The 25,889-nt window shown below is 69.0% G+C and carries 21 protein-coding genes and 1 pseudogene; 16 read left to right on the top strand and 6 right to left on the bottom strand.

All coding sequences use genetic code 11. The annotated features are described in order from the left end of the window. The first annotated feature begins 469 nt into the window (after window positions 1-469). The 3 genes from VJN29_RS08515 to ilvC all read left to right on the top strand — a co-directional run bounded on the left by VJN29_RS08515 (window position 470) and on the right by ilvC (window position 3,984). Complete coding sequence (locus VJN29_RS08515) at window positions 470-2,344, top strand: acetolactate synthase large subunit (RefSeq protein ID WP_414654332.1); 1,875 nt, start codon at window positions 470-472, stop codon at window positions 2,342-2,344. Beyond that, window positions 2,341-2,853 carry an acetolactate synthase small subunit gene (ilvN, locus tag VJN29_RS08510; protein WP_324143196.1) on the top strand — a complete coding sequence of 171 codons (513 nt, stop codon included), beginning with the start codon at window positions 2,341-2,343 and terminating at the stop codon, window positions 2,851-2,853. Before VJN29_RS08515 ends, ilvN begins: the two co-directional genes overlap by 4 nt. 102 nt (window positions 2,854-2,955) lie before the next feature. Continuing rightward, window positions 2,956-3,984: a ketol-acid reductoisomerase gene (gene ilvC / locus VJN29_RS08505; RefSeq protein ID WP_324143195.1), complete on the top strand. Its 1,029-nt coding sequence runs from the start codon at window positions 2,956-2,958 to the stop codon at window positions 3,982-3,984. 193 nt (window positions 3,985-4,177) lie between these two features. Here the strand turns inward: ilvC and VJN29_RS08500 are convergent, their stop codons facing one another. After that, window positions 4,178-4,894, bottom strand: coding sequence for an alpha/beta hydrolase (locus tag VJN29_RS08500; protein WP_324143194.1), 717 nt, complete (start codon window positions 4,892-4,894; stop codon window positions 4,178-4,180). Between the two features lie 73 nt (window positions 4,895-4,967). Between VJN29_RS08500 and VJN29_RS08495 the strand changes: the two genes are divergently transcribed. Further along, a complete protein-coding gene (locus VJN29_RS08495) occupies window positions 4,968-5,657 on the top strand; it encodes a helix-turn-helix transcriptional regulator (RefSeq protein WP_324143193.1) in 690 nt (229 codons plus the stop codon). Between the two features lie 151 nt (window positions 5,658-5,808). After that, window positions 5,809-6,252 (top strand): annotated as a pseudogene (locus VJN29_RS08490) (Dyp-type peroxidase); the annotation flags it as partial. Here the strand turns inward: VJN29_RS08490 and VJN29_RS08485 are convergent. Further along, the gene (locus VJN29_RS08485) at window positions 6,249-7,805 is read right to left on the bottom strand and encodes an AMP-binding protein (RefSeq protein ID WP_324143192.1); all 1,557 of its coding nucleotides are present in this window, start codon (window positions 7,803-7,805) and stop codon (window positions 6,249-6,251) included. The pseudogene VJN29_RS08490 and the gene VJN29_RS08485 sit on opposite strands and share 4 nt — an antisense overlap. 330 nt (window positions 7,806-8,135) lie before the next feature. On the opposite strand from VJN29_RS08485, the gene serA reads away from it, so the two are divergent. The 6 genes from serA (at window position 8,136) to VJN29_RS08455 (ending at window position 14,094) form a co-directional block, all read left to right on the top strand. Continuing rightward, entirely contained in the window at window positions 8,136-9,719 is a 1,584-nt protein-coding gene (gene serA, locus VJN29_RS08480) for a phosphoglycerate dehydrogenase (RefSeq protein ID WP_324143191.1), read from the top strand. Between the two features lie 312 nt (window positions 9,720-10,031). Continuing rightward, on the top strand, window positions 10,032-10,121 hold the full coding sequence (locus VJN29_RS08475) for a 3-isopropylmalate dehydrogenase (RefSeq protein WP_324143190.1): 90 nt from the start codon (window positions 10,032-10,034) through the stop codon (window positions 10,119-10,121). A gap of 111 nt (window positions 10,122-10,232) precedes the next feature. Next, a complete protein-coding gene (locus tag VJN29_RS08470) occupies window positions 10,233-11,306 on the top strand; it encodes a 3-isopropylmalate dehydrogenase (protein ID WP_324143189.1) in 1,074 nt (357 codons plus the stop codon). A 118-nt stretch (window positions 11,307-11,424) separates the two neighbouring features. Beyond that, on the top strand, window positions 11,425-12,519 hold the full coding sequence (locus tag VJN29_RS08465; protein WP_324143188.1) for a branched-chain amino acid aminotransferase: 1,095 nt from the start codon (window positions 11,425-11,427) through the stop codon (window positions 12,517-12,519). Next, complete coding sequence (locus VJN29_RS08460; RefSeq protein WP_324143187.1) at window positions 12,498-13,316, top strand: HAD family hydrolase; 819 nt, start codon at window positions 12,498-12,500, stop codon at window positions 13,314-13,316. Before VJN29_RS08465 ends, VJN29_RS08460 begins: the two co-directional genes overlap by 22 nt. A 25-nt stretch (window positions 13,317-13,341) precedes the next feature. Further along, complete coding sequence (locus VJN29_RS08455; protein WP_324143186.1) at window positions 13,342-14,094, top strand: gamma-glutamyl-gamma-aminobutyrate hydrolase family protein; 753 nt, start codon at window positions 13,342-13,344, stop codon at window positions 14,092-14,094. 319 nt (window positions 14,095-14,413) lie between these two features. Here the strand turns inward: VJN29_RS08455 and VJN29_RS08450 are convergent, their stop codons facing one another. Then, window positions 14,414-15,106, bottom strand: coding sequence for a DUF4386 domain-containing protein (locus VJN29_RS08450; RefSeq protein ID WP_324143185.1), 693 nt, complete (start codon window positions 15,104-15,106; stop codon window positions 14,414-14,416). Further along, window positions 15,103-15,657: a hypothetical protein gene (locus tag VJN29_RS08445; protein WP_324143184.1), complete on the bottom strand. Its 555-nt coding sequence runs from the start codon at window positions 15,655-15,657 to the stop codon at window positions 15,103-15,105. Before VJN29_RS08445 ends, VJN29_RS08450 begins: the two co-directional genes overlap by 4 nt. 354 nt (window positions 15,658-16,011) lie before the next feature. Between VJN29_RS08445 and VJN29_RS08440 the strand changes: the two genes are divergently transcribed. Continuing rightward, window positions 16,012-17,052, top strand: coding sequence for a trypsin-like serine protease (locus VJN29_RS08440; RefSeq protein ID WP_324143183.1), 1,041 nt, complete (start codon window positions 16,012-16,014; stop codon window positions 17,050-17,052). Between the two features lie 1,135 nt (window positions 17,053-18,187). After that, entirely contained in the window at window positions 18,188-19,771 is a 1,584-nt protein-coding gene (cimA, locus tag VJN29_RS08435; protein WP_324143182.1) for a citramalate synthase, read from the top strand. Window positions 19,772-19,839: 68 nt separating this feature from the next. On the opposite strand, the gene VJN29_RS08430 is transcribed toward cimA, so the two are convergent. Both VJN29_RS08430 and VJN29_RS08425 read right to left on the bottom strand, forming a co-directional pair. Further along, a complete protein-coding gene (locus VJN29_RS08430; protein WP_324143181.1) occupies window positions 19,840-21,480 on the bottom strand; it encodes a sigma-70 family RNA polymerase sigma factor in 1,641 nt (546 codons plus the stop codon). 168 nt (window positions 21,481-21,648) lie between these two features. Further along, window positions 21,649-22,533, bottom strand: a complete 885-nt coding sequence (locus VJN29_RS08425; RefSeq protein WP_324143180.1) for a 3-methyladenine DNA glycosylase — start codon at window positions 22,531-22,533, stop codon at window positions 21,649-21,651. Window positions 22,534-22,734: 201 nt separating this feature from the next. Between VJN29_RS08425 and VJN29_RS08420 the strand changes: the two genes are divergently transcribed. The 3 genes from VJN29_RS08420 to VJN29_RS08410 are packed head-to-tail and all read left to right on the top strand — an operon-like array spanning window position 22,735 to window position 25,849. Further along, window positions 22,735-23,517, top strand: a complete 783-nt coding sequence (locus VJN29_RS08420; RefSeq protein ID WP_324143179.1) for a fumarylacetoacetate hydrolase family protein — start codon at window positions 22,735-22,737, stop codon at window positions 23,515-23,517. Window positions 23,518-23,539: 22 nt separating this feature from the next. Further along, window positions 23,540-25,165 carry a glutamate--tRNA ligase gene (gene gltX, locus VJN29_RS08415; protein WP_324143178.1) on the top strand — a complete coding sequence of 542 codons (1,626 nt, stop codon included), beginning with the start codon at window positions 23,540-23,542 and terminating at the stop codon, window positions 25,163-25,165. 21 nt (window positions 25,166-25,186) lie between these two features. Beyond that, window positions 25,187-25,849 (top strand): GNAT family N-acetyltransferase, encoded by a 663-nt coding sequence (locus tag VJN29_RS08410; RefSeq protein WP_324143177.1) that lies wholly within the window; start codon window positions 25,187-25,189, stop codon window positions 25,847-25,849. The last annotated feature ends 40 nt before the right edge of the window (window positions 25,850-25,889 follow it).

Genomic DNA, 25,889 nt, shown 5'->3' with positions numbered 1-25,889 from the left:
CCCGGCGGCCATGAGCTCGAAGACGGATCGGGCCTCGGCCATGGTGAGCGGCCTCACGGTGTAGTCCGTCAGCCCCAGGTCATTGATGTCGAGCTGAGTGTTGCTCATGGGTTCCCTCCCCGGTCATGGCGGTGCTGGGGGTCAGTCTCCAGAACCCCGTGGGACCACAGCAACTGGCTTTCCCGGCTGGACGGACGGGCCGGGGTGAGCCACGACGGTTGGTGAGATCACGTCACCACATGCTGAGACGCGCAGCAGGGCCGATTGACTTCCCCGACGGGGCGTAGCACGGTGGACGCGTGGCCCGGATCCTCGTACTTCCCTAGCGCGCCGACCAGCAGCACCGGTCAGCGCGCACCCCTTCCGTCCCCAGAGGACTGAAGGGTTTTTTTGTGACCACCCACAGGCGGCGCCGCCTCCTGTGCACCCCGATGCCACCTCAGCAACGACGACCACAGCGGAGAGAACCGTGAGCGAAACCACGAAGCAGGCTCCCTCGCCCGCGGACGTGGCCCAACTGGCCCGCCCGAAGCCCAACGCCGAGCCCCCGAGCGCGCCCTCAGTCGGCACCGCGCCGGTCGTCCCGGCCGTCGAGGTCACCGGTGCCCAGGCTCTCGTACTCGCGCTCGAGGCCGTCGGAGCAGACACGGTCTTCGGCATTCCGGGCGGAGCCATCCTGCCGGCCTACGACCCGATGCTCGACTCCAACAAGGTCCGTCACATCCTCGTCCGGCACGAGCAGGGCGCCGGACACGCGGCCGAGGGCTACGCCTCCGCCACGGGCAAGGTCGGCGTCTGCATGGCGACCTCCGGCCCGGGGGCGACGAACCTCGTCACGCCGATCGCGGACGCCCACATGGACTCCGTGCCGATCGTCGCGATCACCGGCCAGGTGTCGAGCGCCGCGATCGGGACGGACGCCTTCCAGGAGGCCGACATCCGCGGCATCACGATGCCGATCACGAAGCACAACTACCTCGTGACCGACCCGGCCAAGATCGCCCAGGCGATCGCGGAGGCGTTCCACGTCGCGAGCACCGGCAGACCCGGCCCGGTGCTCGTGGACATCAGCAAGGACGCGCTCCAGGCGACGACCACGTTCAGCTGGCCGCCGCAGATCGACCTGCCCGGCTACCGCCCGGTGACCCGGCCGCACAGCAAGCAGATCCGGGAGGCCTCGCGCCTCATCGCAGCCGCCAGGCGGCCGGTGTTCTACGTCGGCGGCGGCATCGTCCGGGCCAGGGCGAGCGAGAAGCTGCGCGAGCTCGTCGAGCTGACCCAGATACCCGTGACCACGACACTCATGGCCCGCGGGACCGTGCCCGACAGCAACCCGCTCAACCTCGGCATGCCCGGCATGCACGGAACCGTCGCCGCCGTCACGAGCCTGCAGAAGTCCGACCTCATCATCACCCTCGGCGCCCGGTTCGACGACCGTGTCACCGGCCAGCTGTCGACGTTCGCGCCGAACGCCAAGGTCATCCACGCCGATATCGACCCCGCCGAGATCTCGAAGAACCGGGTCGCGGACGTCCCGATCGTCGGCGACGTCGGCGAGGTCATCGGTGACCTCATCGAGCAGATCCGCGCCGACCAGGCCAACGCGGGGCCGGAGGCGGCGGGGTGGGACTTCACCGACTGGCGCGAGCAGGTGATCGGCTGGAAGCAGACCTTCCCGCTCGGCTGGACCGACACCGCCGACGGCACCCTGTCGCCCCAGTACGTGATCCAGCGGATCGGTGAGCTGACCGGGCCGGAGGGCACCTACGTCGCTGGGGTCGGGCAGCACCAGATGTGGGCCGCGCAGTTCGTGCAGTACGAGCGACCCAACGCCTGGCTCAACTCCGGTGGACTCGGCACCATGGGCTATGCGGTCCCCGCAGCCATGGGCGCCAAGGTGGCGGAGCCGGAGCGCACCGTCTGGGCGATCGACGGTGACGGGTGCTTCCAGATGACGAACCAGGAGCTGGCCACCTGCGTCATCAACAACATCCCGATCAAGGTCGCGATCATCAACAACAGCTCGCTCGGCATGGTGCGGCAGTGGCAGACGCTCTTCTACAACGAGCGCTACTCGAACACCGACCTGCAGCCGATGCAGCAGCGCGTGCCTGACTTCGTCAAGCTGGCCGACGCCTATGGCTGCCTGGGCCTGCGGGCCGAGACCCCCGAGGAGGTGGACGCCGTCATCAGGCAGGCGCTCGAGACCAACGACCGACCTGTCGTCATCGACTTCGTGGTCCACCGCGACGCGATGGTGTGGCCGATGGTGCCCGCCGGAGTGAGCAACGACAAGATCCTGGCCGCCCGGGACGAGGCGCCTGTCTGGGAGCGTGAGGAATGAGCAAGCACACCCTGTCCGTCCTGGTCGAGAACAAGCCGGGCGTCCTCACCCGAGTGGCGGCCCTCTTCTCGCGTCGGGGCTTCAACATCGACTCGCTCGCGGTCGGTCCGACGGAGATCCAGGAGATCTCGCGCATGACGGTCGTCGTCGATGTCGAGGGAAGTGTCCTCGAGCAGGTGACGAAGCAGCTCAACAAGCTCATCGAGGTGCTCAAGGTCGTCGAGCTCGACCCGACGAACTCGGTCCAGCGCGAGATCCTGCTCGTCAAGGTCCGGGCGGACGCGACGACGCGCAGCCAGGTCATCGACACGATCCACCTCTTCAAGGCCAGGGTCGTCGACGTGACCACCGACGCCGTCGTCATCGAGGCGACGGGCACCTCGGACAAGCTTCGGGCGCTCCTCGACGTGCTGGAGCCCTTCGGCGTCAAGGAGCTCGTCCAGTCCGGCATGGTGGCCGTTGGTCGCGGCGGCCGCTCGATCACCGACCGGAGCCTGCGCAGCGCCTGACCCGGCGACACGCCGAGAGCGCCTGCAGCGCAAGCTAGCTCAGCGGCATACGACTCAATCTCTGTACACCAACAGCAGAACCGAACCAAAGGAGAGGCCACGATGGCCGAGATGTTCTACGACGACGATGCCGACCTGTCCATCATCCAGGGCAGGAAGGTCGCGGTCATCGGCTACGGCAGCCAGGGCCACGCCCACGCGCTCAACCTGCGCGACTCGGGCGTCGACGTCCGAGTCGGCCTCGCCAAGGGCAGCAAGAGCATCGCCAAGGCCGAGGCCGAGGGCCTGACGGTCCGGAGCGTCGCCGACGCGGCCAAGGAGGCCGACCTCGTCGTCATCCTGACGCCCGACCAGGTCCAGCGCACCGTGTACGCCAACGACATCAAGCCGAACCTCAAGGACGGCGCGGCGCTGCTCTTCGGACACGGCTTCAACATCCGCTTCGGCTACATCAAGCCCGAGGCGGACGCCGACGTCCTCATGGTCGCCCCGAAGGGTCCCGGCCACATCGTCCGACGCGAGTTCGCCGACGGCCGTGGGGTGCCGGTTCTCCTCGCGGTCGAGCAGGACGCGACCGGTACGGCCTGGGACCTCGCGAAGTCGTACGCCAAGGCGATCGGTGGTCTGCGCGCTGGGGGCATCGGGACGACCTTCACCGAGGAGACCGAGACGGACCTCTTCGGCGAGCAGGCGGTCCTCTGCGGCGGGGCGAGCCAGCTGGTCATGTACGGCTTCGAGACGCTCGTCGAGGCCGGATACCAGCCCGAGGTCGCTTACTTCGAGTGCCTCCACGAGCTCAAGCTCATCGTCGACCTCATGATCGAGGGCGGCATCGCCAAGCAGCGCTGGTCGGTCTCCGACACGGCGGAGTACGGTGACTACGTCTCCGGACCGCGCGTCATCGACCCGCACGTCAAGGAGAACATGAAGGCCGTCCTCGCGGACGTGCAGAACGGGTCCTTCGCCAAGCGGTTCATCGATGACCAGGACGCCGGCGCCCCTGAGTTCAAGGCCTTGCGCGAGAAGGGTGCCCAGCACCCGATCGAGGCGACCGGGCGCGACCTGCGCAAGCTGATGGCCTGGGTGAAGCAGACGGACGAGGACTACACCGAGGGCTCCGCCGCGCGCTGATCCCTTTCCGGCCACCATCTCCCATGCCGTATGCCGCTGAGCTGGGTCTGGCGGTCCACCACCCTCCGTGGTGTGCCAGCACGGAGGCCCCGACGGGGCCAAGGTTCCGAACGCGGACTGCGGCACTGCTCACTCCCGCCGAGCAGTGCCGCAGCCGGAATCGATGACGGCAACCCGTCCTCCTTGGGATGGCTCAGCGTGCCGCCTCGTGGATGGCGTCCGCGAGGTCGTCGGGGCGGCTCCACATCGGCCAGTGCCCGGTGGGCAGATCGACCAGCTCGAGATCGGTCAGGCGGGTGACCTCCGCAAACATCGGGTGCCCCTGCTGCGCCAGACCCATCATCACCTCGGACGGCAGCGACGTCGCGATGATCGTGGTCGGCACCGTGAGGCGGGCATCGTCGTGCAAGCGGAGGGGTTCTCGCGCCACGGCGCCCGGCACCGGGACGGCGCGCTCGCGGAAGGTCGCGAGGTCCTGCTCGCTGAGCCCCTCGAGGCTTGCCCCACCCGACGTCAGCTGGTCCCACGCCGGCAGGCCGATCGACTCCACGCCCTCGGCGATGGTCTCGTCGAAGACCGAACCATCGGCGGCCGGCCCGCTGTCCACGTAGATGACTCGGCGGATTGCCCGGGCGTTGCGATCGAGCACGCCGGTGATGGGCCGACCGGCGCCGCTGTGCGCGACCACGACCGGCGGCTCGGGTTGTCGGGAGACGACCTGCTCGAGGGCGTCGATCTGGTCGGACAGGGTCGCAGCGACGTCGCCCGAGGATGCCCCGGGCAGCGTGACGGCCTCGACGTGATGCCCGCTTCGAGCCAGCCGACCGGCGACGGCGTCCCACGCCCACCCGCCGAGCCAATGCCCGGGGACGAGCACGATGGGCGGACGGCCGGTGCTGTTGTCGTTCATGGGGCGACGGTACGGCCGCCGGAGGTCAGCCGCATGTCACTATTTGTGGCACTGATCGTGCCATGATGAGGCCGTGAACCGGACCGATCGACTGCACGCCATCGGCGAGGCCCTACGGCGTGCCGGCGGCCACGGTCGGACCGCACACAGTCTGGCCGCTGAGTTCGAGGTCAGCACGAGGACCATCAAGCGTGACCTCGCCTCGCTCATGGCCCAGGGCCTACCGATGCGGGCGCGGACCGGTCCGGGCGGTGGCTACGTGCTCGATGAGCGCTGGTCGCTGCCGCCGGTCAACCTCAACGCCCCACAGGCTGTCGCCCTGAGTGCCGCAGTCGCCGCGTCAGCCGGCGCGCCCTTCGGGGACGCCGCCCGGGCGGCCACGCGAAAGGTGCTCGACGTCGTCGATCCCGCCACGAGGAGCAGGGCGCAGGCCCTGGCCAAGCGCGTCTGGGTGGACGTCGGTCCGGGGGCGCCGCGTCGGCTCATGACCGCCCTGGAGGGAGCCCTCGCAGACCAGGTCACCGTCAATCTCACCTACGAGGACGCCACCGGGCAGGTCACTCGCCGAGAGGTCGAGCCGATGATCTTCGCCCTCGCCGGCGGCCGGTGGTATCTCGTCGCGTGGTGCCGGGTCAGGAGCGACGTGCGATGGTTCCGGCTCGAGCGGGTCAGGGCAGCGGTGGCCACACGCACGGCGTGTCCCCAGCGGTCCATCAGAACCATCGGCACGCCCCCGCCGTCGGCCCGCGCCGTCGAAGCGTGACGACGTGGTCAAGCCAGCGGACAGCAGCACGTGGCAGTCACGACGCGCCACACTCACGGCTCGCGAGCACGAGCGCGCGGCCGGGCCAGACCGCTTCGACGACAAAGGCACGATCGGAGCCGGCCACCATCGGTAGGCCGTCGCCCGGCTCGCGATGAACCTGGACACCTGGGACGAGGTCGACCTGCGCGCCCGCGAGAACGCCGTCGGCCGACGCCTGGCGTCGGGTGCCCCGCTCACCGGTCGGATCGAGACGGACCTCCCGGACCTGGCGGCAACGGACCAGCTCGGGTTCCCCCTCATCGACCCGACGTCCCACATTCGACGGGCGATGCCCACCTCACCCCATGAGCGGATCCTGCGTGCGCCGTACTCCTACGACGACGCACCAGCACCGGGACGGCGATCCAACTCCGGACTCGTCTTCGTGTCCTACCAGGCCGATCCGGTCCGCCAGTTCCTGCCGATCCAGCAGCGGCTGGCCGAGGCCGACCTCCTCAACATCTGGACCGCGCCCATCAGCAGCGGCGTCTACGCGGTACTTCCGGGTGCCCGGCCGGGGGAGGACCTGGGCGCCGCGCTGCTGGGCACCTAGCTGAGCCGAGCTTCGCGATCCCAGGTGTCGACCGTCACTCCTCGCCGGCGCAGCTCACTCTTGCGCACCTTCTCCGTAGGGGTCTTCGGGATCGCCTCGACGATCTCGATGTACCGAGGCCGGGCGAAGCGCGGCAGCACGGCGTCAGCGAACTCAGCGACCGCCGGGCCGTTGAGAGCGGCACCCGCCGGACCAGCCGCCGGGACGACGGCGAGCATGACCTCGTCCTCGGTGCCGTCGGCCCCCGCGGGCACGGCGAAGGCGGCCACCTCCGCCACGCCGTCGAGTCGGCTCACAGCCATCTCGACCTCGAAGCTCGAGATGTTCTCACCGCGACGCCGGATGCAGTCCTTGGTGCGGTCGACGAAGGTGATCCAGCCGTCGGCATCCATCCGGCCCGAGTCGCCGGTGTGGAACCAGAAGTTCCGCCAGGCCTCGAGGGTCTTGTCCGGCAGGCCGACGTAGCCAGCCATGAAGCCGAAGGGCACCTTGGGTCGGACCATGATCTCGCCGATCTCGCCGACGGGCACGGGGAGGTCGGTCTCCGCGTCACGGACCTCGACCTCGAACCAGCGGTCGAGCCCGCGCCCCGCGGCGCCGGGGCGCGAGATGCCGAGGCGACCGTACAGCGGGATGTTGACCTCGGTCATGCCGTACGCCGAGACGACCTCGCGGACGCCGAAGCGCTCCCGCCACGCCGCCTCGTGGTCGGCGGGATTGGGCACGGGACAGACGACCCGCAGGCGGTGGTGCCGGTCGCTTGCCTGCTCCGGCTGGGCGAGGACGAACTGCGTCATCGTGCCCAGCAGGTTGGTGACCGTGCAGTGCGCGGCCCGGATGTCGCCAAGCCAGGCGCTCGCGCTGAAGCGAACCCGCAGGACCGCCGTGGCCCCGGCGATGATCGTCGCGCCCAGCTGCATGAACAGGCCATTGGCGTGGAAGAGGGGCATGCACACGTAGTAGCGGTCCGCATCGGTGACGCCCAAGCTGTCGACGCCACCCAGTCCGAAGAGGTAGCAGTGGGCATGCGGCATGAGGACGCCCTTGGAAGGCCCGGTGGTGCCCGACGTGTACATGATGCACGCCGTGTCAGACGCCCGCGGGGACGGGCCCTTCCACTCGGGCGCGCCCTCCCATCCATCAGGCCCGATGAGCCGGAGACCGGGGACCCGGTCTGCCACCTCGCGCGCCGCCGTCATGAGCGCGCCTTCAGTGACGAGGAGGCGGGCACCGGAATCGCGTAGCTGATGCAGCAGGAACTCACCCGTCAAGGCGGTGTTGATCGGGACGATGACGGCGCCGAGGCGGCCGAGCCCGAGCCACCACCGGATGAAGTCAAGCCCGCTGGGGAGCAGCACCGCGACTCGATCACCTGGTTCGACACCCAGTCGGGCCAGGTGCCCGGCGAGCTCGCGGGCCTGACGGGACGCGGCGCCATAACTCAGCTCGCCCTCGCCCAGAACGTCGACGAAAACCTGACCGGCACGAGAGCTCTCCTGCTCCTCCAGCGCGATAGGCAGCACCCAGTGCGTGCCATCCTCCTGCGCAACCATGCGTGTCAGTCAACCAAGCGTGGGCGGGCGGCGATGGCGTGTCCGGACCACACATCCGTGTCCACTCGATGGCGGGGGGCGCCAGCGCGCGGCATGGATCGTATGCCGCTGGGCCGCCGCCCGGACGATCGCTCACCACTGGCGGTCCCGCCATTCGGGACGCGGGGTCCAGTGCGTGATACCGGTCTCCTGGGCACCGATCCGTTCACATGGTGGTGGGACGTGATGACCCGGCCCGTCACCTGCGCCTACACTTTGGGCGGCACATCGCGGTGCCGTTGACTGGCCCGCGTCCTACCCGGGCCGTGCACCCGCCCGAAAGGATCCCCTGTGACCAAGGCCGTTGTCCTCATCGCCGAAGAGCTCTCCCCCGCCACGATCGAGGCGCTCGGTCCGGACTTCGAGGTGCGCACCTGCGACGGAGCCAACCGCGAGGAGCTCCTTCCGGCGCTCACGGACGTGGATGCGGTGCTGATCCGCTCGGCGACGAAGATGGACGGGGAGGCGATCGCAGCCGCCAGGCGTCTCAAGGTCATCGCGCGTGCCGGTGTCGGCCTGGACAACGTCGACGTGCAGGCCGCAACCCGGGCCGGCGTCATGGTGGTCAACGCTCCAACGTCCAACATCACGTCGGCCGCGGAGCTGGCCATCGCCCTCCTGCTGGCCACGGCCCGCAACATCGCTCCCGCCAACCAGGCGCTCAAGGGTGGCGCCTGGAAGCGGAGCAAGTACTCCGGCGTCGAGCTGCTCGACAAGACCGTCGGCGTGGTCGGTCTCGGCCGCATCGGTGCCCTGGTCGCCGAGCGTCTCAAGGGCTTCGGCATGAAGGTGATCGCCTACGACCCCTACGCCTCGCCCGCGAAGGCCGGGCTGGTCGGCGCCCAGCTCGTCGGCCTCGACGAGCTGCTGGCCCAGTCCGACTTCATCACGATCCACCTGCCCAAGACGCCCGAGACCGTGGGCCTCATCGGCGAGGACGCGCTGTCGAAGGTGAAGCCCACGGTCCGTGTCATCAACGCGGCCCGCGGCGGCATCGTCGACGAGGCCGCTCTCGCGCGGGCCATCGCGGAGGGCCGGGTCGCCGGTGCCGGCGTCGACGTCTTCGCCACCGAGCCGACCACGGAGTCCCCGCTCTTCGATCACGAGTCCGTCGTGGTCACGCCGCACCTCGGTGCCTCCACCGAGGAGGCCCAGGAGAAGGCGGGCGTCTCCGTCGCCCGGTCCGTGCGCCTCGCGCTCTCGGGCGAGCTGGTGCCGGATGCCGTCAACGTGTCCTCGGGCTACATCGCCGAGGAGGTCCGCCCGGGTATCCCGCTCGTCGAGAGGCTCGGCCGGATCTTCACCGCCGTCGCCGGCGCCGTGCCGGCCCAGCTCGACGTCGACGTGCGCGGTGAGATCACCGAGCACGACGTCAGCGTGTGGAAGCTTGTCGCCCTCAAGGGTCTGTTCACCGACGTTGTCGAGGACCCGGTGACCTACGTCAACGCGCCCATCCTCGCGGAGCAGCGCGACTGTCAGGTGCGGTTGCTGACGGAGCCCGACGCCGGCGACTTCCGCAACATCACCACGCTGCGTGGGACCCTGGCCGATGGAACGATCGTCAGCGTCTCGGGCACGCTCACCGGTCCGAAGATGGTCGAGAAGCTCGTCGGCATCAACGGCTACGACCTCGAGGTCCCGTTGTCCGACCACATGCTCGTCTTCGAGTACTCCGATCGCCCCGGCATCATCGGCGCGGTCGGCAAGCTGCTCGGCGACGCCGACGTGAACATCGGCGGCATGCAGGTCTCCCGTCAGGCGGACCGGGCGATCGGCGTGCTCAACGTCGACAGCGCGGTCTCGCCGCAGCTCGCCGGCGAGATCGCCGCCACCGTCGACGCCAAGACCTTCACCGTAGTCAATCTGCAAGGCTGACAAGCACCTTCCGTATGCCGCTGGGCTCTGACCGCGCGTCTCGCGCCGTCCCCGCCCAGCGGCATACGGCATTGAGATTCGCAGGCCACATCCTGGCCCTGCCGTCTCATCTTCTGGAAACCCCCTTTACCGCTGGGTGACCCGGCGTAACGTGAATGTCATGACGCGGCAGCTCGTACTCCTCATTGCCAGCCGCGGCGAGTTTCAGTAGTCAGCTACCTCGTCGCGGAGATCCCGCGTTCCCTCCAGGCTGACGGCTTGCCCACCAGGGCTCGAGCCCTGAAACCACCCACCGTGACATGCAATGAAGGAATGAGTGCAATGAGCGAAGATGCCAAGGCCGCCCGTCGCGCGCTGCAGGAGTCGATGGACCTGCGCGACCAGGGCCACACCGACGACTGAGCCGAGTCGTCCACGCTGAAGGCCCTCTCCCGTTCGTGGGGCGAGGGCCTTCGCCATGTCAGGACCTGAGACATGGGATCCACACCACAAGACGATCCCTACGCTGGGATCATGGTGGAGCAGCGTACGGGAGGCCAGAAGCAGGACTACTCGATTGCCGTCGTCGGCGGTGACGGCATCGGTCCCGAGGTGGTCGGGGAGGGCCTCAAGGTCCTCGACGCGGCGACGGCGGCCAGCGGGGCGAAGTTCTCCACGACCGACTATGACCTGGGGGCCAGGCGCTGGCACGCGACCGGCGAGCTGCTGCCTGACTCGGTGCTCGAGGAGCTGCGCGGTCACGACGCGATCCTGCTCGGCGCCATCGGTGACCCGACCGTCCCGAGCGGGGTGCTGGAGCGCGGCGTGCTGCTGCCCATCCGGTTCGCCCTCGACCACTACGTCAACCTGCGCCCGGCGAAGCTCTTCCCCGGCGTCGCGAGCCCGCTCGACGTCGCCCGGGTTGCGCCCGACGGGATCGACTTCGTCGTCGTCCGGGAGGGCACGGAGGGGCCGTACCTTGGAAACGGCGGCGCGCTGCGGGTCGGGACGCCGCAGGAGATCGCCACCGAGGTGAGCGTCAACACCCGGTTCGGCGTCGAGCGCGTGGTTCGCGACGCGTTCGCCCGCGCACAGGCCCGTCCGCGCCGGCACCTCACTCTCGTGCACAAGCACAACGTGCTGACCCACGCCGGCCACCTGTGGCGCCGCGCCGTCGAGGAGGTGGCCGCCGAGTTCCCCGAGGTCGAGACCGCCTACCAGCACGTGGACGCGGCCACGATCTTCATGGCGACCGACCCCGGCCGCTTCGACGTCATCGTCACCGACAATCTCTTCGGCGACATCATCACCGACATCGCAGCCGCCATCTCGGGCGGTATCGGGCTCGCTGCATCGGGCAACATCAATCCCGCTCGCACGACGCCGAGCATGTTCGAGCCGGTTCACGGCTCCGCGCCCGACATCGCCGGGCAGGGCAAGGCCGACCCCACCGCAGCGATCCTGTCCGTCGCCCTGCTCCTCGGACACCTCGGGCGGGACGACGACGCCAGCCGCGTCGAGGCTGCCGTCGCGGCTGACCTCGCTGAGCGAGGCCGCGCGGTGCGGTCCACCTCGCATGTCGGCGACTCGATCGCATCGCGCCTCTGAACCAGCCCCACTGAGCCCGTCCCGCGGACGGCGCTGCGACTGGCTGCCTTCGCCGTCTCAGCATGTGGGCGCTAGCCTGCAATGGATCACCGCAGATTGCCGTTACGGAGGTTTAGCCATGACCCAGATGTCGTTCGAGGTCACCCGTCGCGAGGACGCCACCCCGTCCGAGCGAATCGCGCAGGTGCTCGAGAACCCCGGCTTCGGCAAGACCTTCACGGATCACATGGTCGTCATCGACTGGTCCGGCGAAGCGGGGTGGACGGGTGCTCGAGTCCAGCCCTACGGTCCGTTCCAGCTCGACCCCGCTGCAGCCGTGCTCCACTACGCGCAGGAGATCTTCGAGGGGATGAAGGCCTACCGGCATGCGGACGGCTCCATCTGGACCTTCCGGCCCGAGGCCAACGCGGCGCGGTTCGCCCGGTCGGCGCGGCGCCTCGCGCTTCCCGAGCTGCCTGAGGCCGACTTCCTCGAGTCGCTGCGACAGCTCGTCACCATCGACCAGGAGTGGGTGCCCGGGGCAGAGGGGGAGAAGAGCCTCTACCTGCGTCCGTTCATGTTCGCCTCCGAGGCATTCCTCGGCGTGCGCCCGGCCCAGCAGGTGACCTACACGGTCATTGCCTCGCCGGCCGGCTCGTACTTCATCAGTGGCGTCAAGCCCGTCACCCTGTGGATCTCCACGTCCTACGCTCGGGCCGGTGCCGGCGGCACCGGCGCCGCGAAGTGCGGTGGGAACTACGCCTCGTCGCTCGCCGGGCAGCTCGAGGGCGCCGATCACGGCTGTGACCAAGCGGTCTTCCTCGACTCCTCGACCCACACCTACATCGAGGAGCTCGGCGGGATGAACCTCTTCTTCGTCACCAAGGACGGGAAGATCGTCACGCCGGAGCTGACCGGCACGATCCTCGAGGGAGTCACGCGGATGTCGATCCTCGAGCTGGCCAAGGAGCTCGACCTCGAGCCCGAGGAGCGGCGCATCCCGATCGACGAGTGGAAGGAGGGCGCGGCAGCCGGTGACATCGTCGAGATCTTCGCCTGCGGCACCGCTGCCGTCATCACACCGGTCGGCGAGCTGCGCTGGGACGGCGGCTCGGTCGACCACCGTCATGACGGGCACGAGGACAAGGTGGCCACGGCGATTCGAGCACGGCTGCTCGACATCCAGTACGGCCGGGTCGAGGACTCACACGGGTGGATGACACGCCTCGTCTGATCGCCACCGACCTCGACGGCACGCTGCTCCGATCCGACGGGACGCTCTCCCGTCGGGCCGGCGCTGTGCTCGGTGCCACCGAGGAGGCCGGCATCGAGGTCGTCTTCGTCACCGCCAGACCACCTCGCTGGCTCGATGAGCTGGCGGCGGCGGTGGGCGGGCACGGCATCGCCATCTGCGGAAACGGCGCGTTCGTCTACGACGTCGCAGCGCGCGAGGTCATCAGCAGCACCGGGTTCGAGCACACCGTGGTGCGGGCCATCGTCGAGGACCTGAGGCGCGCCGTGCCGGATGTGACGTTCGCCGCCGAGCGAGGCAGCGGCCTGTGGTTCGAGACGCTGTTCCCGCACGATCCGGGGCACGTCGTCCCGCAGGACGCCGTCGAGGCGCCGATCGACGACCTCGACGAGGAGGCGGTCGGCAAGCTCCTCGCGAAGTCGGCGACCATGAGGGAGGAGGAGTTCCTGCGACGTGTGGCCGAGGTGGTCGGCGACCGCGCCCAGGTCGCGTACTCCGGTGCTGGTGGACTGGCCGAGATCAATGCCGCCGGCGTCACGAAAGCGGTTGCACTCGAGCAATGGTCGGCCGGCCGCGGGATCGGCGTCGACGACGTCTGGGCCTTCGGCGACATGCCCAACGACGTGCCGATGATCCGATGGGCTGGCGTCGGGTGGGCGGTGGCCAACGCGCACGAGGACGTTCGCGCCGTCGCCGACCGGATCTGCCCGTCCAACGACGAGGACGGCGTCGCCGTGACACTCGAGCGGTTGCTGAGCTGCCGGGCCAGGAGCCATTGATCTGACGGGCTGAAGGGAGGACGCGGTGTCGGAGACGCCGATCATCGGGATCACCTCGTATCTGGAGCCGGCCAGCCGTGGGCAATGGCGCGACGTGCCCTCGGCTCTCCTTCCGCACTCGTACGTGCGCCAGGTGGAGGAGGCCGGTGCGATCGCCATCGTGATCCCCCCGCGTCTCGACTCGGCCGACGACGACCACCGGTTGGTGCGGACCCTGCTGGCGCGGCTCGACGGTGTCATCATCGCGGGTGGAGCGGACGTCGCACCTGAGCTCTACGAAGCAGAACGGCATCCCTCGGTCAAGGTCTTGCGGCCGGACCGGGACGCGACCGAGCTGGCCATCGCCGAGGTGACCGCGCAGGTCGACGTGCCGGTGCTCGGCATCTGCCGGGGCATGCAGGTCATGGCCGTTGCTGCGGGTGGAACGCTCGAGCAGCACCTCCCCGAGCGCGTCGGCCACGACGACCACTCGCCGGCTCCGGCGAGGTACGGCAGCCACCCGGTGGACACCGTGCCGGGAACGCGGATCGCCCAGCTCCTGGGCGCGCGGGTGGACGACGTGCCGAGTCACCACCACCAGTCGGTCGCCACCCATCCCGGCTACGTCCCTTCCGCGTGGGCACCCGACGGGACGCTGGAGGCGATGGAGGATCCTTCGTCTCCCTTCCGGCTCGCGGTTCAGTGGCACCCCGAGCAGGGGACGGATCCACGCCTCTTCGAGGCGCTCGTCACCGCTGCGAGGTCGTATGCCGCTGGGCTGGGCCCCGCTCGTTGGTGACGAGCCGAGCACCTTGCCTACCAGCCGGTCGGGAACGGTGTGGATCGTGCCCGCGGTGACGCTGGCGAGGGCGGCCGCGAAGTAGGCGATGAGCGGCGTGACCGACAATCCCTCGCGGTAATCCGGGCCGGTCGGGTCCGTTCGTAGGGCCCGCTGGTGGGCCTCGACAGCGGGAGCCTCCTTCCGAGCGTAGCTCCAGCGCATGTCGACGGACCTGGCTCGGGCACGTCGTCCCGGTTTGTCGTCGGGCCCCTGGTGCAGGTGGTCATGCCTGGCGTCAGGCGATGCGTGAGGAGTCCGTGCGAGGAGCCGACGGCCACTACAGAAGAAGTGCGACGCCGACGACGATCAGCCAGAGGGACCAAGCGACATACGTGATGGGGGTCATGACCCCCGCCAGCTTCCAGCCTTCCCGCTCGAAGGCGCCGACGAACTCCAGCGAGCAGATCATGAGCAGGGCGCCGATCACGATGCCGGCAACACCCGACCACGACGGTGTGTTCGCGGCCTGGATCAGGGCGACGCCGGTCAAGACGCTCCACGCGCCGGTGAGCAGATAGCCGAGGTGTTCGCCCACTGCCACGCCGAGGTAGCGGTTGAACGACTGGAAGACAACGTCGATGGACTCCCGACGGGCTGGGCTGGCGTCTGGCTCAACGTCGGCGCGCGCCAGGTAGGGAACCAGGAAGGGCCACCGAATCAGGCCCAGGAACTGCACGACTGCTGCCATCACCCCAGTGGTTGCCGCCAGCGCGACGAGGCCTGAGTCGCCACCCTCGAGCGCGGATGAGAGCAGGACAGCGGCGGGCGCAAGCAAGACGGCGGTCAGCGCGAAGCTCCACCAGAGAAGCAGGAGAGGTGTTCCGCCGGCCCGGAAGCGGTCAAGCACCTCCGAGGTGGGGCGTCGCAGAATGTCGGGGTAGTCGAACATTCGCGCGAGAAGTGCGAAGCAGACGTTGAACGCAATCGGCAGCACGATCAGCAGGCCACCCGCAACGCGTTCGACACTCATCGCGCGACATCACCCGCTGGCCCGTGACTCTCGGACGCCCGGTTGAACAACGCCGCGAGAAGCGGCCAGGTCAGCAGGCCGAAAACGACGCATCCGCTCGCACCGAACACGGGCCAACGCTCGCCGACGTTTCGCGCAATGACGTACGAGCTCACGAACCACGCAAGAGCCCACCCAATGGGGTTCGCAACCACCCACCAGACCGCCTCGGCGGGGCGATTTCCCGCCTGCATCAGCACCAGCGCCTGCAACACCCCTACGCAGAGCCCGGTTACGGCTCCCATGAGCAGCAGATCGCCTCGGCTAATCCCATAGTCGACGAGGGCCGCGCCTGCCGTGAGGCCAACGGCCAATCCCACGCCGGTCCCTGGGATCCATAGCCACGAGACCCATCGCCGCAGGGCGAACCACTCCGCAACTCCGACGATGACCCCCGCGATCACGCCCTCCACCAGGGCTGCCCCCACCGAGTCGACGCCATCCATGGCCAAGTCGGCGAACAGCCCACCAATCGGAAAGCCGACCAGGACCGCGACCGGCCACAGCCACAACGCCCGTATCGTGCTCCTTGATGGCTGACTCCGCGGGTTCACGATGTGCCCCATTCACACCGGAGCATCCAGTGCTCGTTCGAGGATACGCCGGGGGACTTCGGTTGAACGGCCTCTGCGGTCGGCATCGGCGAGGTTGGGAATCGTCTCGCGGTGGCACGTTGAGCCGCCATGAGCTTGATGGAGGGTCTGGTTCCATGACTACTGGCCCGAGCTCACGCGGTTCATCTCCGAGGTGTTCGACCTGCCTGCCAGCGAGGAACAGCTCGTGAGCATGGAGACCGCGCTCGCGAAGCCGAATCTGTACGAGAGCAAGATTCTCAAGGACTGAGCCCAACATGGCTCGCGGCGCTCATGAAGCTGCGTGTGCTGGGCAGTCCGTCGATAACCCGTCGACGCGGCGTGCGGTCGTGTCATGATCGTCGGGCGACCGACGCAGAAGGGCATTCGCGCGGTCCCCGGATACTCGGATCCCCGCGTGAGGCATATGCGCGATCGCACCGCACGGTTGATTGGGCGAGCGGCCTGCATGACGACGACGAGGATCCGAGGCTAGCCATGACATCACCTCAACAGGCCGCCCGTTCGGCCTTCGGCACTGCGTTGCACGGTGTTGCCTCAGCCCGGATGCTGCGGCTGATGGTTGTGGTTGCACTCGTCGCGGTTGGTGGTCTCGGAGTCGCTCCCGCCAACGCCATCGTCAACGGCACGGTCGACAGCCAGCACGCGAGTGTCGGTTCGCTGGTGCAGTGGGACAGCGAGGGACACCTGCAGGCGCGATGCAGCGGGTTCCTCGCCACCCCGAGGGTGTTCATAACGGCCAACCACTGCTTCCCGATCTTCGGCATCCCTGACGGAGCGGTGGCCGACGTGACCTTCGACCACTCCATCAGCGATACCTCCGTCGTTGTGCATGGTGTCGCCCGCTTGAACACCACCACGGGAGTGAGTAGCGACGCCCGCGACGTCGGGGTCATCGAACTGACTGAACCGCTGATGGATCTCAGCCCGATGAACCTCCCGACACTGGACCAGCTGGTGTCCCTCCAGAAGTCGGGCCAGCTCGAGCCGCACGACCCAGTTCTGCTCATCGGATCCGGGGCAATCGCGGTGGAGCGGCCTCGCCAGTTCACCTTCGCCAACGAGGTCCGCGCGACGGTGGTCGAGTTTCAAACACTGCAACCGGGGTTCATGGTGATGCAACAGAAGAACGGAGGCGCGTGTTTCGGCGACTCTGGCGGTCCCAACATCATCACCGTGGACGGACGTGAGATCGTCGGGTCAATCACCCGTCACCTCAACGCCGGCTTCGACTGCGAGACGGGACTGTGGAGCTACCGCCTCGACACTCCGGCCGCTCGCACGTTCCTCGGCCAGTTCATGACCCTGCCCTGAACCCATCCGGTCCGCGACGTCAGTCGCGGCGCGCCTCGGCTTGGTTGCCCTGCGGGGATGTGGACACGGGGCTCGCGATGTCGTCGGTCGCCGCCAGCTCTTCGCCCGCCCGGAACACACTTAGTTCTTGCGCCGCCTATGCCTAGAGCTCCCGCCTTCAAGTTCCTCCGACGAGCGTCCGTCCAAGCAGCCGCTGCGGGTCGGTACGTCACCACGAAGGATGAGCGCTCGGCGAGGGCTTCAGTGCGGGGGGTACGCCCAGCCGGGATCGAAGGGCTGGTGGTCAAGGCGGCCCTCGGGACGTACGTGCTTGGTCGGCGCGACCGGCTCAAGGTCAAAAGCCCCGAGACAGTCGAGGTCATAACCGGGGCGGCCACCATGCCGATCAGCCCTCCCGAGCGGGTCGTCGCCGGCCCAATGGGGACGGAGTGTTGTGACGCGGGCCCGGGCAGGCATTCGTAGATGCGTCCTGCCGCCGTGCCGTCGCTCTGGAGCGTCCTTCGAGCACCCCCAAGAAGGTGTTGGCCCGCGCATACCGCTCGCCACCCGTCCGGAGCTTCACGGACGCGACCAATACGCGCGTCTCGCCGTGGAGCCGCGCGATGCCATCGAGCTCGACCCACAGCTCTGCGCCATCGTCAGTGCGAGCAGCCCGCAGCGTTGGTGTGTTGACATTGTCGGGCCGGTTCGTGGCGATGTTCCTCAGGGCCAGGGTCCCGGTGTGTCGCGGGCCCTCCAGGGAGCCATCCATGCCGTAGAACTGGCCCCCAATGCCGTAGTCGACCCGTTTCCTGCGACTGATAGGCGAGCTCAACCGCTGCCATCTCCCGAAGCTTCATGGCATCTCCGACGATCAGGGTCCACGATGCGGACCATCGGTTTCGGGCATCGGACCGGGCTGCCACGATGACCCTGTGACGCACCTCAGGCTGGCCACCAGCACGCTCATTATCACCTAGCGCGACGAGAGACCCTCGTCGCGCAGACCTCCCTACCCGGGGGGTCTTTTTGTTTCCCCGACCACACGTCGAGGAAAGCCGCGAAGCACACCAGGCCCAGCGGCATACGGATGAATGAGACCGGGGAGCGGAACGTCACACCGGACCCAGCGAGAAGCACGAGGACAATGACGGTCATGGAAGCGCTGCACGTCTACGACACCACCCTGCGCGACGGCGCCCAGCAGGAAGGGCTGAACCTGTCGGTGTCGGACAAGCTGGCCATTGCCGGGCTGCTCGACGACCTCGGGGTCGACTTCATCGAGGGCGGCTGGCCGGGCGCGAACCCGAAGGACACTGAGTTCTTCGAGCGCGCCCGGACCGAGCTCCACCTGCGTCATGCGACGCTGGCCGCCTTCGGGGCAACGCGACGGGCGGGGTCCTCGGCCGCCGAGGACCCGCTTGTCGCCGCACTGCTCGATGCGCGCACGTCCGTCGTGTGTCTCGTCGCGAAGTCCCACGTGCGACACGTCGAGGAGGCGCTCCGGACCACGCTCGAGGAGAACCTCGAGATGGTGCGCGACACGGTGAGTCACCTCGTCGCCGCGGGCAAGCGGGTCTTCCTCGACGCGGAGCACTTCTTCGATGGCTGGCACCTCGACCGCGGGTACGCGCTCGCAGTGGTCGGCGCGGCCCACGAGGCGGGGGCGGAGGTCATCGTGCTCTGTGACACCAACGGCGGCATGCTGCCTCACGTCATCGAGGAGGTCGTGGCGGACGTCATCGCCGAGACCGGCGCTCGCGTCGGCGCGCACTGCCACAACGACACCGGCTGCGCGGTCGCCAACTCCATTGCGGCCGTGCGGGCGGGAGCGACCCACGTCCAGGGAACCGTCAACGGCTACGGCGAACGGACCGGAAATGCCGATCTCGTCACCGTGGCGGCGAACCTCGAGTTCAAGCTGGGCCTCGACGTCATGGCTCGGGACTCGTTCCGCAGGGCGATGCATGTGGCCCACGCGATCAGCGAGGTGACCAACGTCCCGGCCTACAGCCGGCAACCCTACGTCGGCGCGAGCGCCTTCGCGCACAAGGCCGGCCTGCATGCGAGCGCGCTCAAGGTGGACCCGGCTCTCTACCAGCACATGGAGCCCGAGCTGGTTGGCAACGGGATGCGCACCCTCGTGTCCGACATGGCCGGGCGCGCCAGCATCGAGCTCAAGGCCAAGGAGGCCGGGCTCGACCTGTCGGGCCGCCCGGACATCGTCGTCGACGTCCTGGCGCGGGTGAAGGACCTCGAGCAGCGCGGCTGGACCTTCGATGCGGCCGACGCGACGGTCGAGCTCATGGTCCGCCAAGCCCTGGAGCCCGGTTGCGCTAGGTACTTCTCGGTGGAGTCGTGGCGCGTCATGACCGACTCCACGGCCACCGGCGACGCGGTCTCGGAGGCGACGGTCAAGCTCCACGCCGACGGCGCCCGGCACCTCGCAACCGGCGAGGGCAACGGCCCGGTGAACGCCCTGGACCACGCGCTCCGGGAGGCGCTCGCCAAGGCCTACCCCGAGATCGAGAAGCTCGAGCTGATCGACTACAAGGTCCGCATCCTCGACGCCTCGCACGGGACGGACGCCGTGACCCGCGTCCTCATCGAGACGTCGGACGGCGAGACGTCGTGGGACACGATCGGCGTGGCCGGGTCCATCCTGGCCGCATCGTGGCGGGCGCTCACCGACGGACTGGCTTACGGCCTCATCCGGCAGGGAGTTGCTCCGCGCCCCTGACAGCCCGATCCTCCGGCCGGCTTCCGGACGGTCAGGCGGGTAACGCAATACGGCACGTTCGGATGGGCTCAGGGGACGACGAGCAGGGTGTTCTGGTCCCGCCAGCCGACCGGTGTGCCCGACGGCGACACTTGACGCGCTGCGCCGGTCGCGACGTCGACGACCCATGCGCCAAGGTCGTCGTCGTAAGCGATCGAGCGCCCATCCGGCGACGGCACGAGCGTCCTGATTCCCGTCTTGGCCGTGACCACCATGCGCCGGGATCCGGAGCCGTCAACGATGCCGATCGCCGACCCCTCCGAGGACCCCACCAGGGGTGTGAGGTAGGCGACCGATGCTGTGCCCGGGATGGCCTTGGGGCCCTTCGCGTCCCGGAGGAACAGGGTTCCCTTCGCCGACCCAGTGGCGGTCAGCGGCGCGGACCAGATGTCCCAGCCAACCCATTCGTCGCCGCTGCGGGGGAGGTCGTACAAGACCGAGCCGCCGTCGCGGGTGAAGGTGGTCTGCAGCGACCACCACCAGGCATGGTCCAGCGGGATGTCGGTGATCTGACGGGTTCGGCCAGTGGCGACGTCGATCACGTAGAGCTCACCGACCGCGTAGGCGGATCCATCGGTTGCCCCCACGACGATCTTGGTGCCGTCCGGGGACCAGGTGATGACATCGGTCAGCTGAGCGTTCGGGACCGGCAGGTGGTGAACCGCCAGATCCTCGAGACGGCCCACGACGATCCATGGGTTCCCGTCGCAACCCATCCAGCCCACGTCGCACTTGACGACGGCGACCTGCGTCCCGTCAGGGGAGACGCCATAGGCCGGGATCAGCGGGTACTCGGGCACCAGCTGGCCGGGCAGCGGTGACATCGCCAGGGTTCGCAGGTCCAGAAGGAAGGGCCAGGTGACAGCCTGAGGGGCCGTCTCGGTTGTCGGCCGCGGCGACGGCACCGAAACCGCCCGCATCGCATCGTTCGGGCCTGCGGCCGCCCATGCGACCAGGGCTGCGACAGCCAGGATCGCCACGGCCGCGAACCGCCGGCCCGGCGATCGCCGACGCTCACGCTCGGACAGCTCTTGCTCCAGCCGGTTCCAGGTGGCTCGGCTGTCGATGCCCATCGATTCCGCCTCTGCCGTGAAGGCGGCGGTGAGCAGGCCCGCGACATCATCGTCGACATTCCGGCGGTCAGCTCCACCATGCGCCAGGGCAGCGAGTCCCCTGGAGCCGTGCTGCTTGACCGAGCCGGTCCCGATCCCGAGCTCTTGGGCGATCTCGACCTCGCGCATCCCGAGGTAGTGGCTCAGCACGAGCACCTCCCGCTGGCGGGACGGCAGCCCACGAAAGGCCTCGACGAGCGTGTTGCGCTCAGCCGCTGCGGTCGCGAGCTCCGCGGAACTGGCCCGATCTGCGGAGTCCAGCCCTTCGTGCTGCCGCCGGGCGACTCGCCTCCGCAGGTGGCTCTGCGACCCGTTGACGACGCTGGAGCGCAGGTACCGATGAGCCTCGTTGGGGTTGTGGAGCGAGGCCCAGTGCCGGTGGAGCGACAGGAACGCTTCCATGACGACGTCCCCGGCGGCCTCGCTGTCGTCGAGAAGGAACCGGGCCGTGCCCACGAGCTGCACGTGGTACAGGTCGAAGAGGGCGGCGAGGGACGCTCGGGCTCCGTCGTCGGAACCCGTCTCGCGCCGCCGCGCGCGGCCGACTCCACTGCGCATTTCCCCAGAGACACATCTGCCCCTGCTCCGGACGAGGGGCGTCAGCTCATGGTGCGCGGGCAACGCCACTGAGGGCAAGGACGTCCCTGCGGGGCCCGGCAGACGTCGTCGTGACGATCGGGCATACGTCCATGCAGAAGGCGGGCGGCCCAGAACGTGTTCACTCGATCAACGGGTCCGACCAGGCGAGGCCGCCAGCAGCCCGTCGATGGTCGCGAGGAGCCGGGCGCGCAGGGCCTGGCTTCGCTCGCTGAAGCGACGCTGTCCCTCGACGTACTGCGCCTTGCCCTCCGGTGTCTCGATCCGCACCGGCTCGTAGCCGAGGGCGCGCAGGTCGTACGGCGACGCCCGCATGTCGAGCTCCCGGATCTCGCGCGCGAGGTCGAACGCGTCGATGGCGAGATCGCTGCCGATGGCGGGGGACAGCTTCATCGACCACTTGTACAGATCCATCCCGGCGTGCAGGCACCCCGGTTGCTCGTATGCCGCCTGGCTGGCTCGGGTGGGCCGCAGCGCATTGCGCGGGACCGCGTCGGGCGTGAAGAACCGGTACGCGTCGAAGTGCGAGCACGCGACCTGGTTCGCCTCGACGACGGCGTCGGTACCGTCTCGTCCGAGCCGCAGCGGCCAGGCCGAATGCCGCACGTCGGCCTGTGGGAGGCGGTACACCATGGCCCACTCATGGAGCCCGAAGCAGCCGAACCGACCCGCGCGACCGGCGGTTCGAGCGACCAGTTCCCGGACGAAATGCATGGTGTCTCCCCGCGCCTCGAGGAAGGCGGCAACGTCGACCGACACGACGTCGCCGTGCCTCCGGTAGAACCGCCACCCGATGTGGGGGGTGGCCCTGGCCGGCGCCAGCCCGACCCCGGCGCCCGGGTGCCAGCGTCCGAGTCGGCCCGGGGTCCAGCCGTAGTACGTGAAGAGGAAGTCCTCGACGGGGTGCTTGGCCCCGGCCAGGCGGCGCGCCCGGTGGCCGGCGGTGACGGTGTCGACGCGCGCCTCGTGGGCTGCGGTCAGCGCCCGCCACTCGTCCTCGGCCAGGATTCTCACCACAGCAGGGTAGATGGCGGGGCCGGACCCTCCACGAAACCGGCCCCGCGAAGACAAGGATCGCCCATGAGCGGCCGACAATCCGGGAAACCCCGAGATTCGCTCGGCGTGGCCCGGCCACACGGGCAACCGCGGCGCGAGCGCGGAGTCGGCCCAGCGGCATACGGGAGCAGGTCGCTGCTGGGTCGTTAGGCTGACCGCGTGCGCATCGCGAGGTACACGACCGGGGACGACCCGGCATACGGCATCGTCCAGGGCGACCCGGGCCAGGAGGTCATCACACCGCTCAAGGGCGACCCGCTCTACGTCGGGCTGCAACCGTCGGGGGCTGGGCCGGTCCTGCTCGAGGACGTCCGTCTGCTCGCCCCCGTCATCCCGCGCTCCAAGGTCGTCGCGGTCGGGCGGAACTACGCCGACCACGTCAAGGAGATGGGCGGGGAGGCACCGCCGGAGCAGCCGATGCTCTTCTTCAAGCCCAACACCGCGGTCGTCGGGCCGTTCGACCCCGTCGTCCTGCCGAGTGGCAGCGCCGAGGTCTCCTACGAGGGCGAGCTGGCAGTCGTCATCAAGACCATCACCAAGGGAGTCGCGGCCGAGAAGGCCGCCGAGTGCATCTACGGGTACACCATCGCCAACGACGTCACGGCGCGCGACTGGCAGCGCACTGACGGGCAGTGGGCGCGGGCCAAGGGCTTCGACACGAGCTGCCCGCTGGGGCCGTGGATCGAGACCGAGCTCGACCCGGGCGACCTTCGGATCACGACGACTCTCGATGGAGCGGTCAAGCAGGACGGCACCACGGCCGACATGGTGCACGGGGTCGCGAGCATCATCGAGTACGCCTCCGCCGCCTTCACCCTCCTGCCCGGCGACGTCATCCTCACCGGGACGCCGGCCGGCGTCGGCCTCGTCGAGCCGGGCCAGCAGGTCACCGTCGACATCGACGGCATCGGCTCCCTGACCAACACCTTTGTGCGCCGCTGAGCCCCACTAGGCTGGTCGCACCATGAGCGACACAGACACAGATGGCCGTATGCCGCTGGGCTCGGTTCCCGGCGCCACTTCCCTCGACGAGCAGGTCGAGTTCCAACCGGCTCCCCGGCCCCGTCGCAGCACGTCCGACGGGAGCGGTCCGGTACGGACCAGGGTGGCGCCGTCGCCGACGGGTGACCCGCACGTGGGAACGGCGTACATGTCGCTCTTCAACCTCGCCTTCACCCGGCAGCAGGGTGGCCAGTTCGTCCTGCGCGTCGAGGACACCGACCGCGCGCGCTTCCGAGAGGACAGCGAGGCGCAGCTCTACGACACCCTGGCGTGGCTTGGCCTGCACTGGGACGAGGGACCGGACATCGGTGGCCCCTTCGCGCCGTACCGCCAGTCCGAGCGCCTCGACACCTACCGTCCCTACGTCGACAGGCTCGTCGAGGCGGGGCACGCCTATCACTGCTGGTGCTCGAAGGAGCGCCTCGACCAGATGCGCGACCGGCAGCAGAAGACCAAGCAGCCGACCGGTTACGACCGTCTCTGTCACGGCAAGACGCGCGAGGAACGGGCGGAGCTACCCGGCTTCACGGAGAAGCCGGTCGTGCGGATGCTGATCCCCGACGACGTGCCGCTCACCTTCGACGACGTCATCCGGGGCACCGTGTCCGCCCCCGTGCCCGACGACCAGGTCATCCTCAAGGCCGACGGCTTCCCGACCTACCACCTGGCGGTCGTCGTCGACGACCACGAGATGGGCATCACGCACGTCGTGCGCGGCGAGGAGTGGATCAGCTCGACGCCCAAACACATCCTGCTCTACCAGTGGCTCGGGCTCGAGCCGCCGAAGTTCGCGCACATGCCGCTGCTGCGCAACGCCGACAAGTCGAAGATCTCCAAGCGCAAGAACCCGGCCGCGCGGCTCACCTGGTTCCGCGAGCAGGGCTACCTCCCCGAGGCCTTGGTGAACTTCCTTGCCCTGCTGGCCTATCCACCGCAACAGGACGCGGACGGGAACGACGTCGAGGTCTTCACCTTCGAGGAGTTCAGCCGCACCTTCGACTGGGCGAAGGTCAACCCGATCGGCCCGATCTTCGACCTGAAGAAGCTCGAGTGGCTCAACGGCGTCTACATCCGCCAGCTCGAGGTGGGGGAGTTCGCGACCCGTCTGCTGCCCTACCTCCACGAGGCGGGCATCATCGGCGAGAACCCGTCGCTCGGGGAGCTGGGGCGGCTGAAGCTCGTCGCGGCGCAGATCCAGGAGCGCATCTCCCTGCTCACCGAGGCTCCCGCTCTCGTGATGCCGTTCTTCGTGGCTGACGACCAGCTGGAGGTCCAGGGCGACGCGCGGGCGCAGCTCAAGGAGGACTCCGCCGACGTGCTTGATGCCGCGATCCGGGTCCTGGGGGACATCGACGACCACGGCGGCGGCGTGCTCGGCACGGGTGGGGGTTGGGTGGCCCCGACCATCGAGGCGTCGCTTCGGGAGGCGATCGTCGACGGCTTGGGGATCAAGCCGCGCTTCGCATTCGGGCCGCTTCGCACCGCCGTGTCCGGCGCCCGGATCTCGCCCCCACTCTTCGAGTCGATGGAGATCCTCGGCAAGACCTCGACCCTGAGTCGCCTTCGCGCGCTTCGTGACTCGCTGTGAAGACCAGGATCTGAGGGGTCGGTGGACGCGGCGGGCGTCGCAGAGGTCTGGCCCGTGCACGGGCTGGCGCTCCGCACCACGGACGTGGCGCTGCATGTCATGACCGAGGCCGACCTCGACGCCGTCTGCCGGGCTCTTCCCGCTGACGTCGAGCTGGACCCGGCGGCGGCGAGGTACGCGGGGCTCGACGAGGGATCCAGCAGGAGCGCGATCGTGGCGCAGGGGTACTGGCGTGCGTTCGGCACGTGGTCTCCCGAGGCCTGGGCGCTGCCCTTCGTGGTGCGTGACGGGGCGGGAGCGGTGCTGGGGGTGCAGTGGCTCGAGGGGCCCCAGTTCGCCAGCGACCAGGTGGTCGACTCGTCGTCCTGGCTCGTCTGCGCGGCTCGCGGATCCGGTCTTGGCAAGCAGATGCGGACCGCCGTGCTCGAGCTGGCCTTCGCACACCTGGATGCCGTCGCCGCGGTGACCTCGGCCGTGCTCGCCAACGCCGCCTCCCTCGGTGTGTCACGCTCGCTGGGCTACCGGGACACCCACAGGTCCTTCCTCGAGCACAGTGGCGAGACCCTCCAGCATCTCCGGCTCGAGCGGTCGGCGTGGGTCGAGTCGGGCCGTGGCCGGGCGGTCTCGGTGTCCGGGCTGGAAGGGGCACTGCCGTTCTTCGGGCTGGGGGACGAGACTGCCTGAGCGCGCGCTGGGACGGAGCTCAGCGGCATACGGCCGATTT

Source organism: Intrasporangium sp. (assembly GCF_035280925.1).
In the GTDB taxonomy this organism is placed as follows: Bacteria; Actinomycetota; Actinomycetes; order Actinomycetales; family Dermatophilaceae; genus Intrasporangium.
Note: the sequence above shows the minus strand (reverse complement) of the source record. Positions and strands in the feature narration are given on the sequence as shown.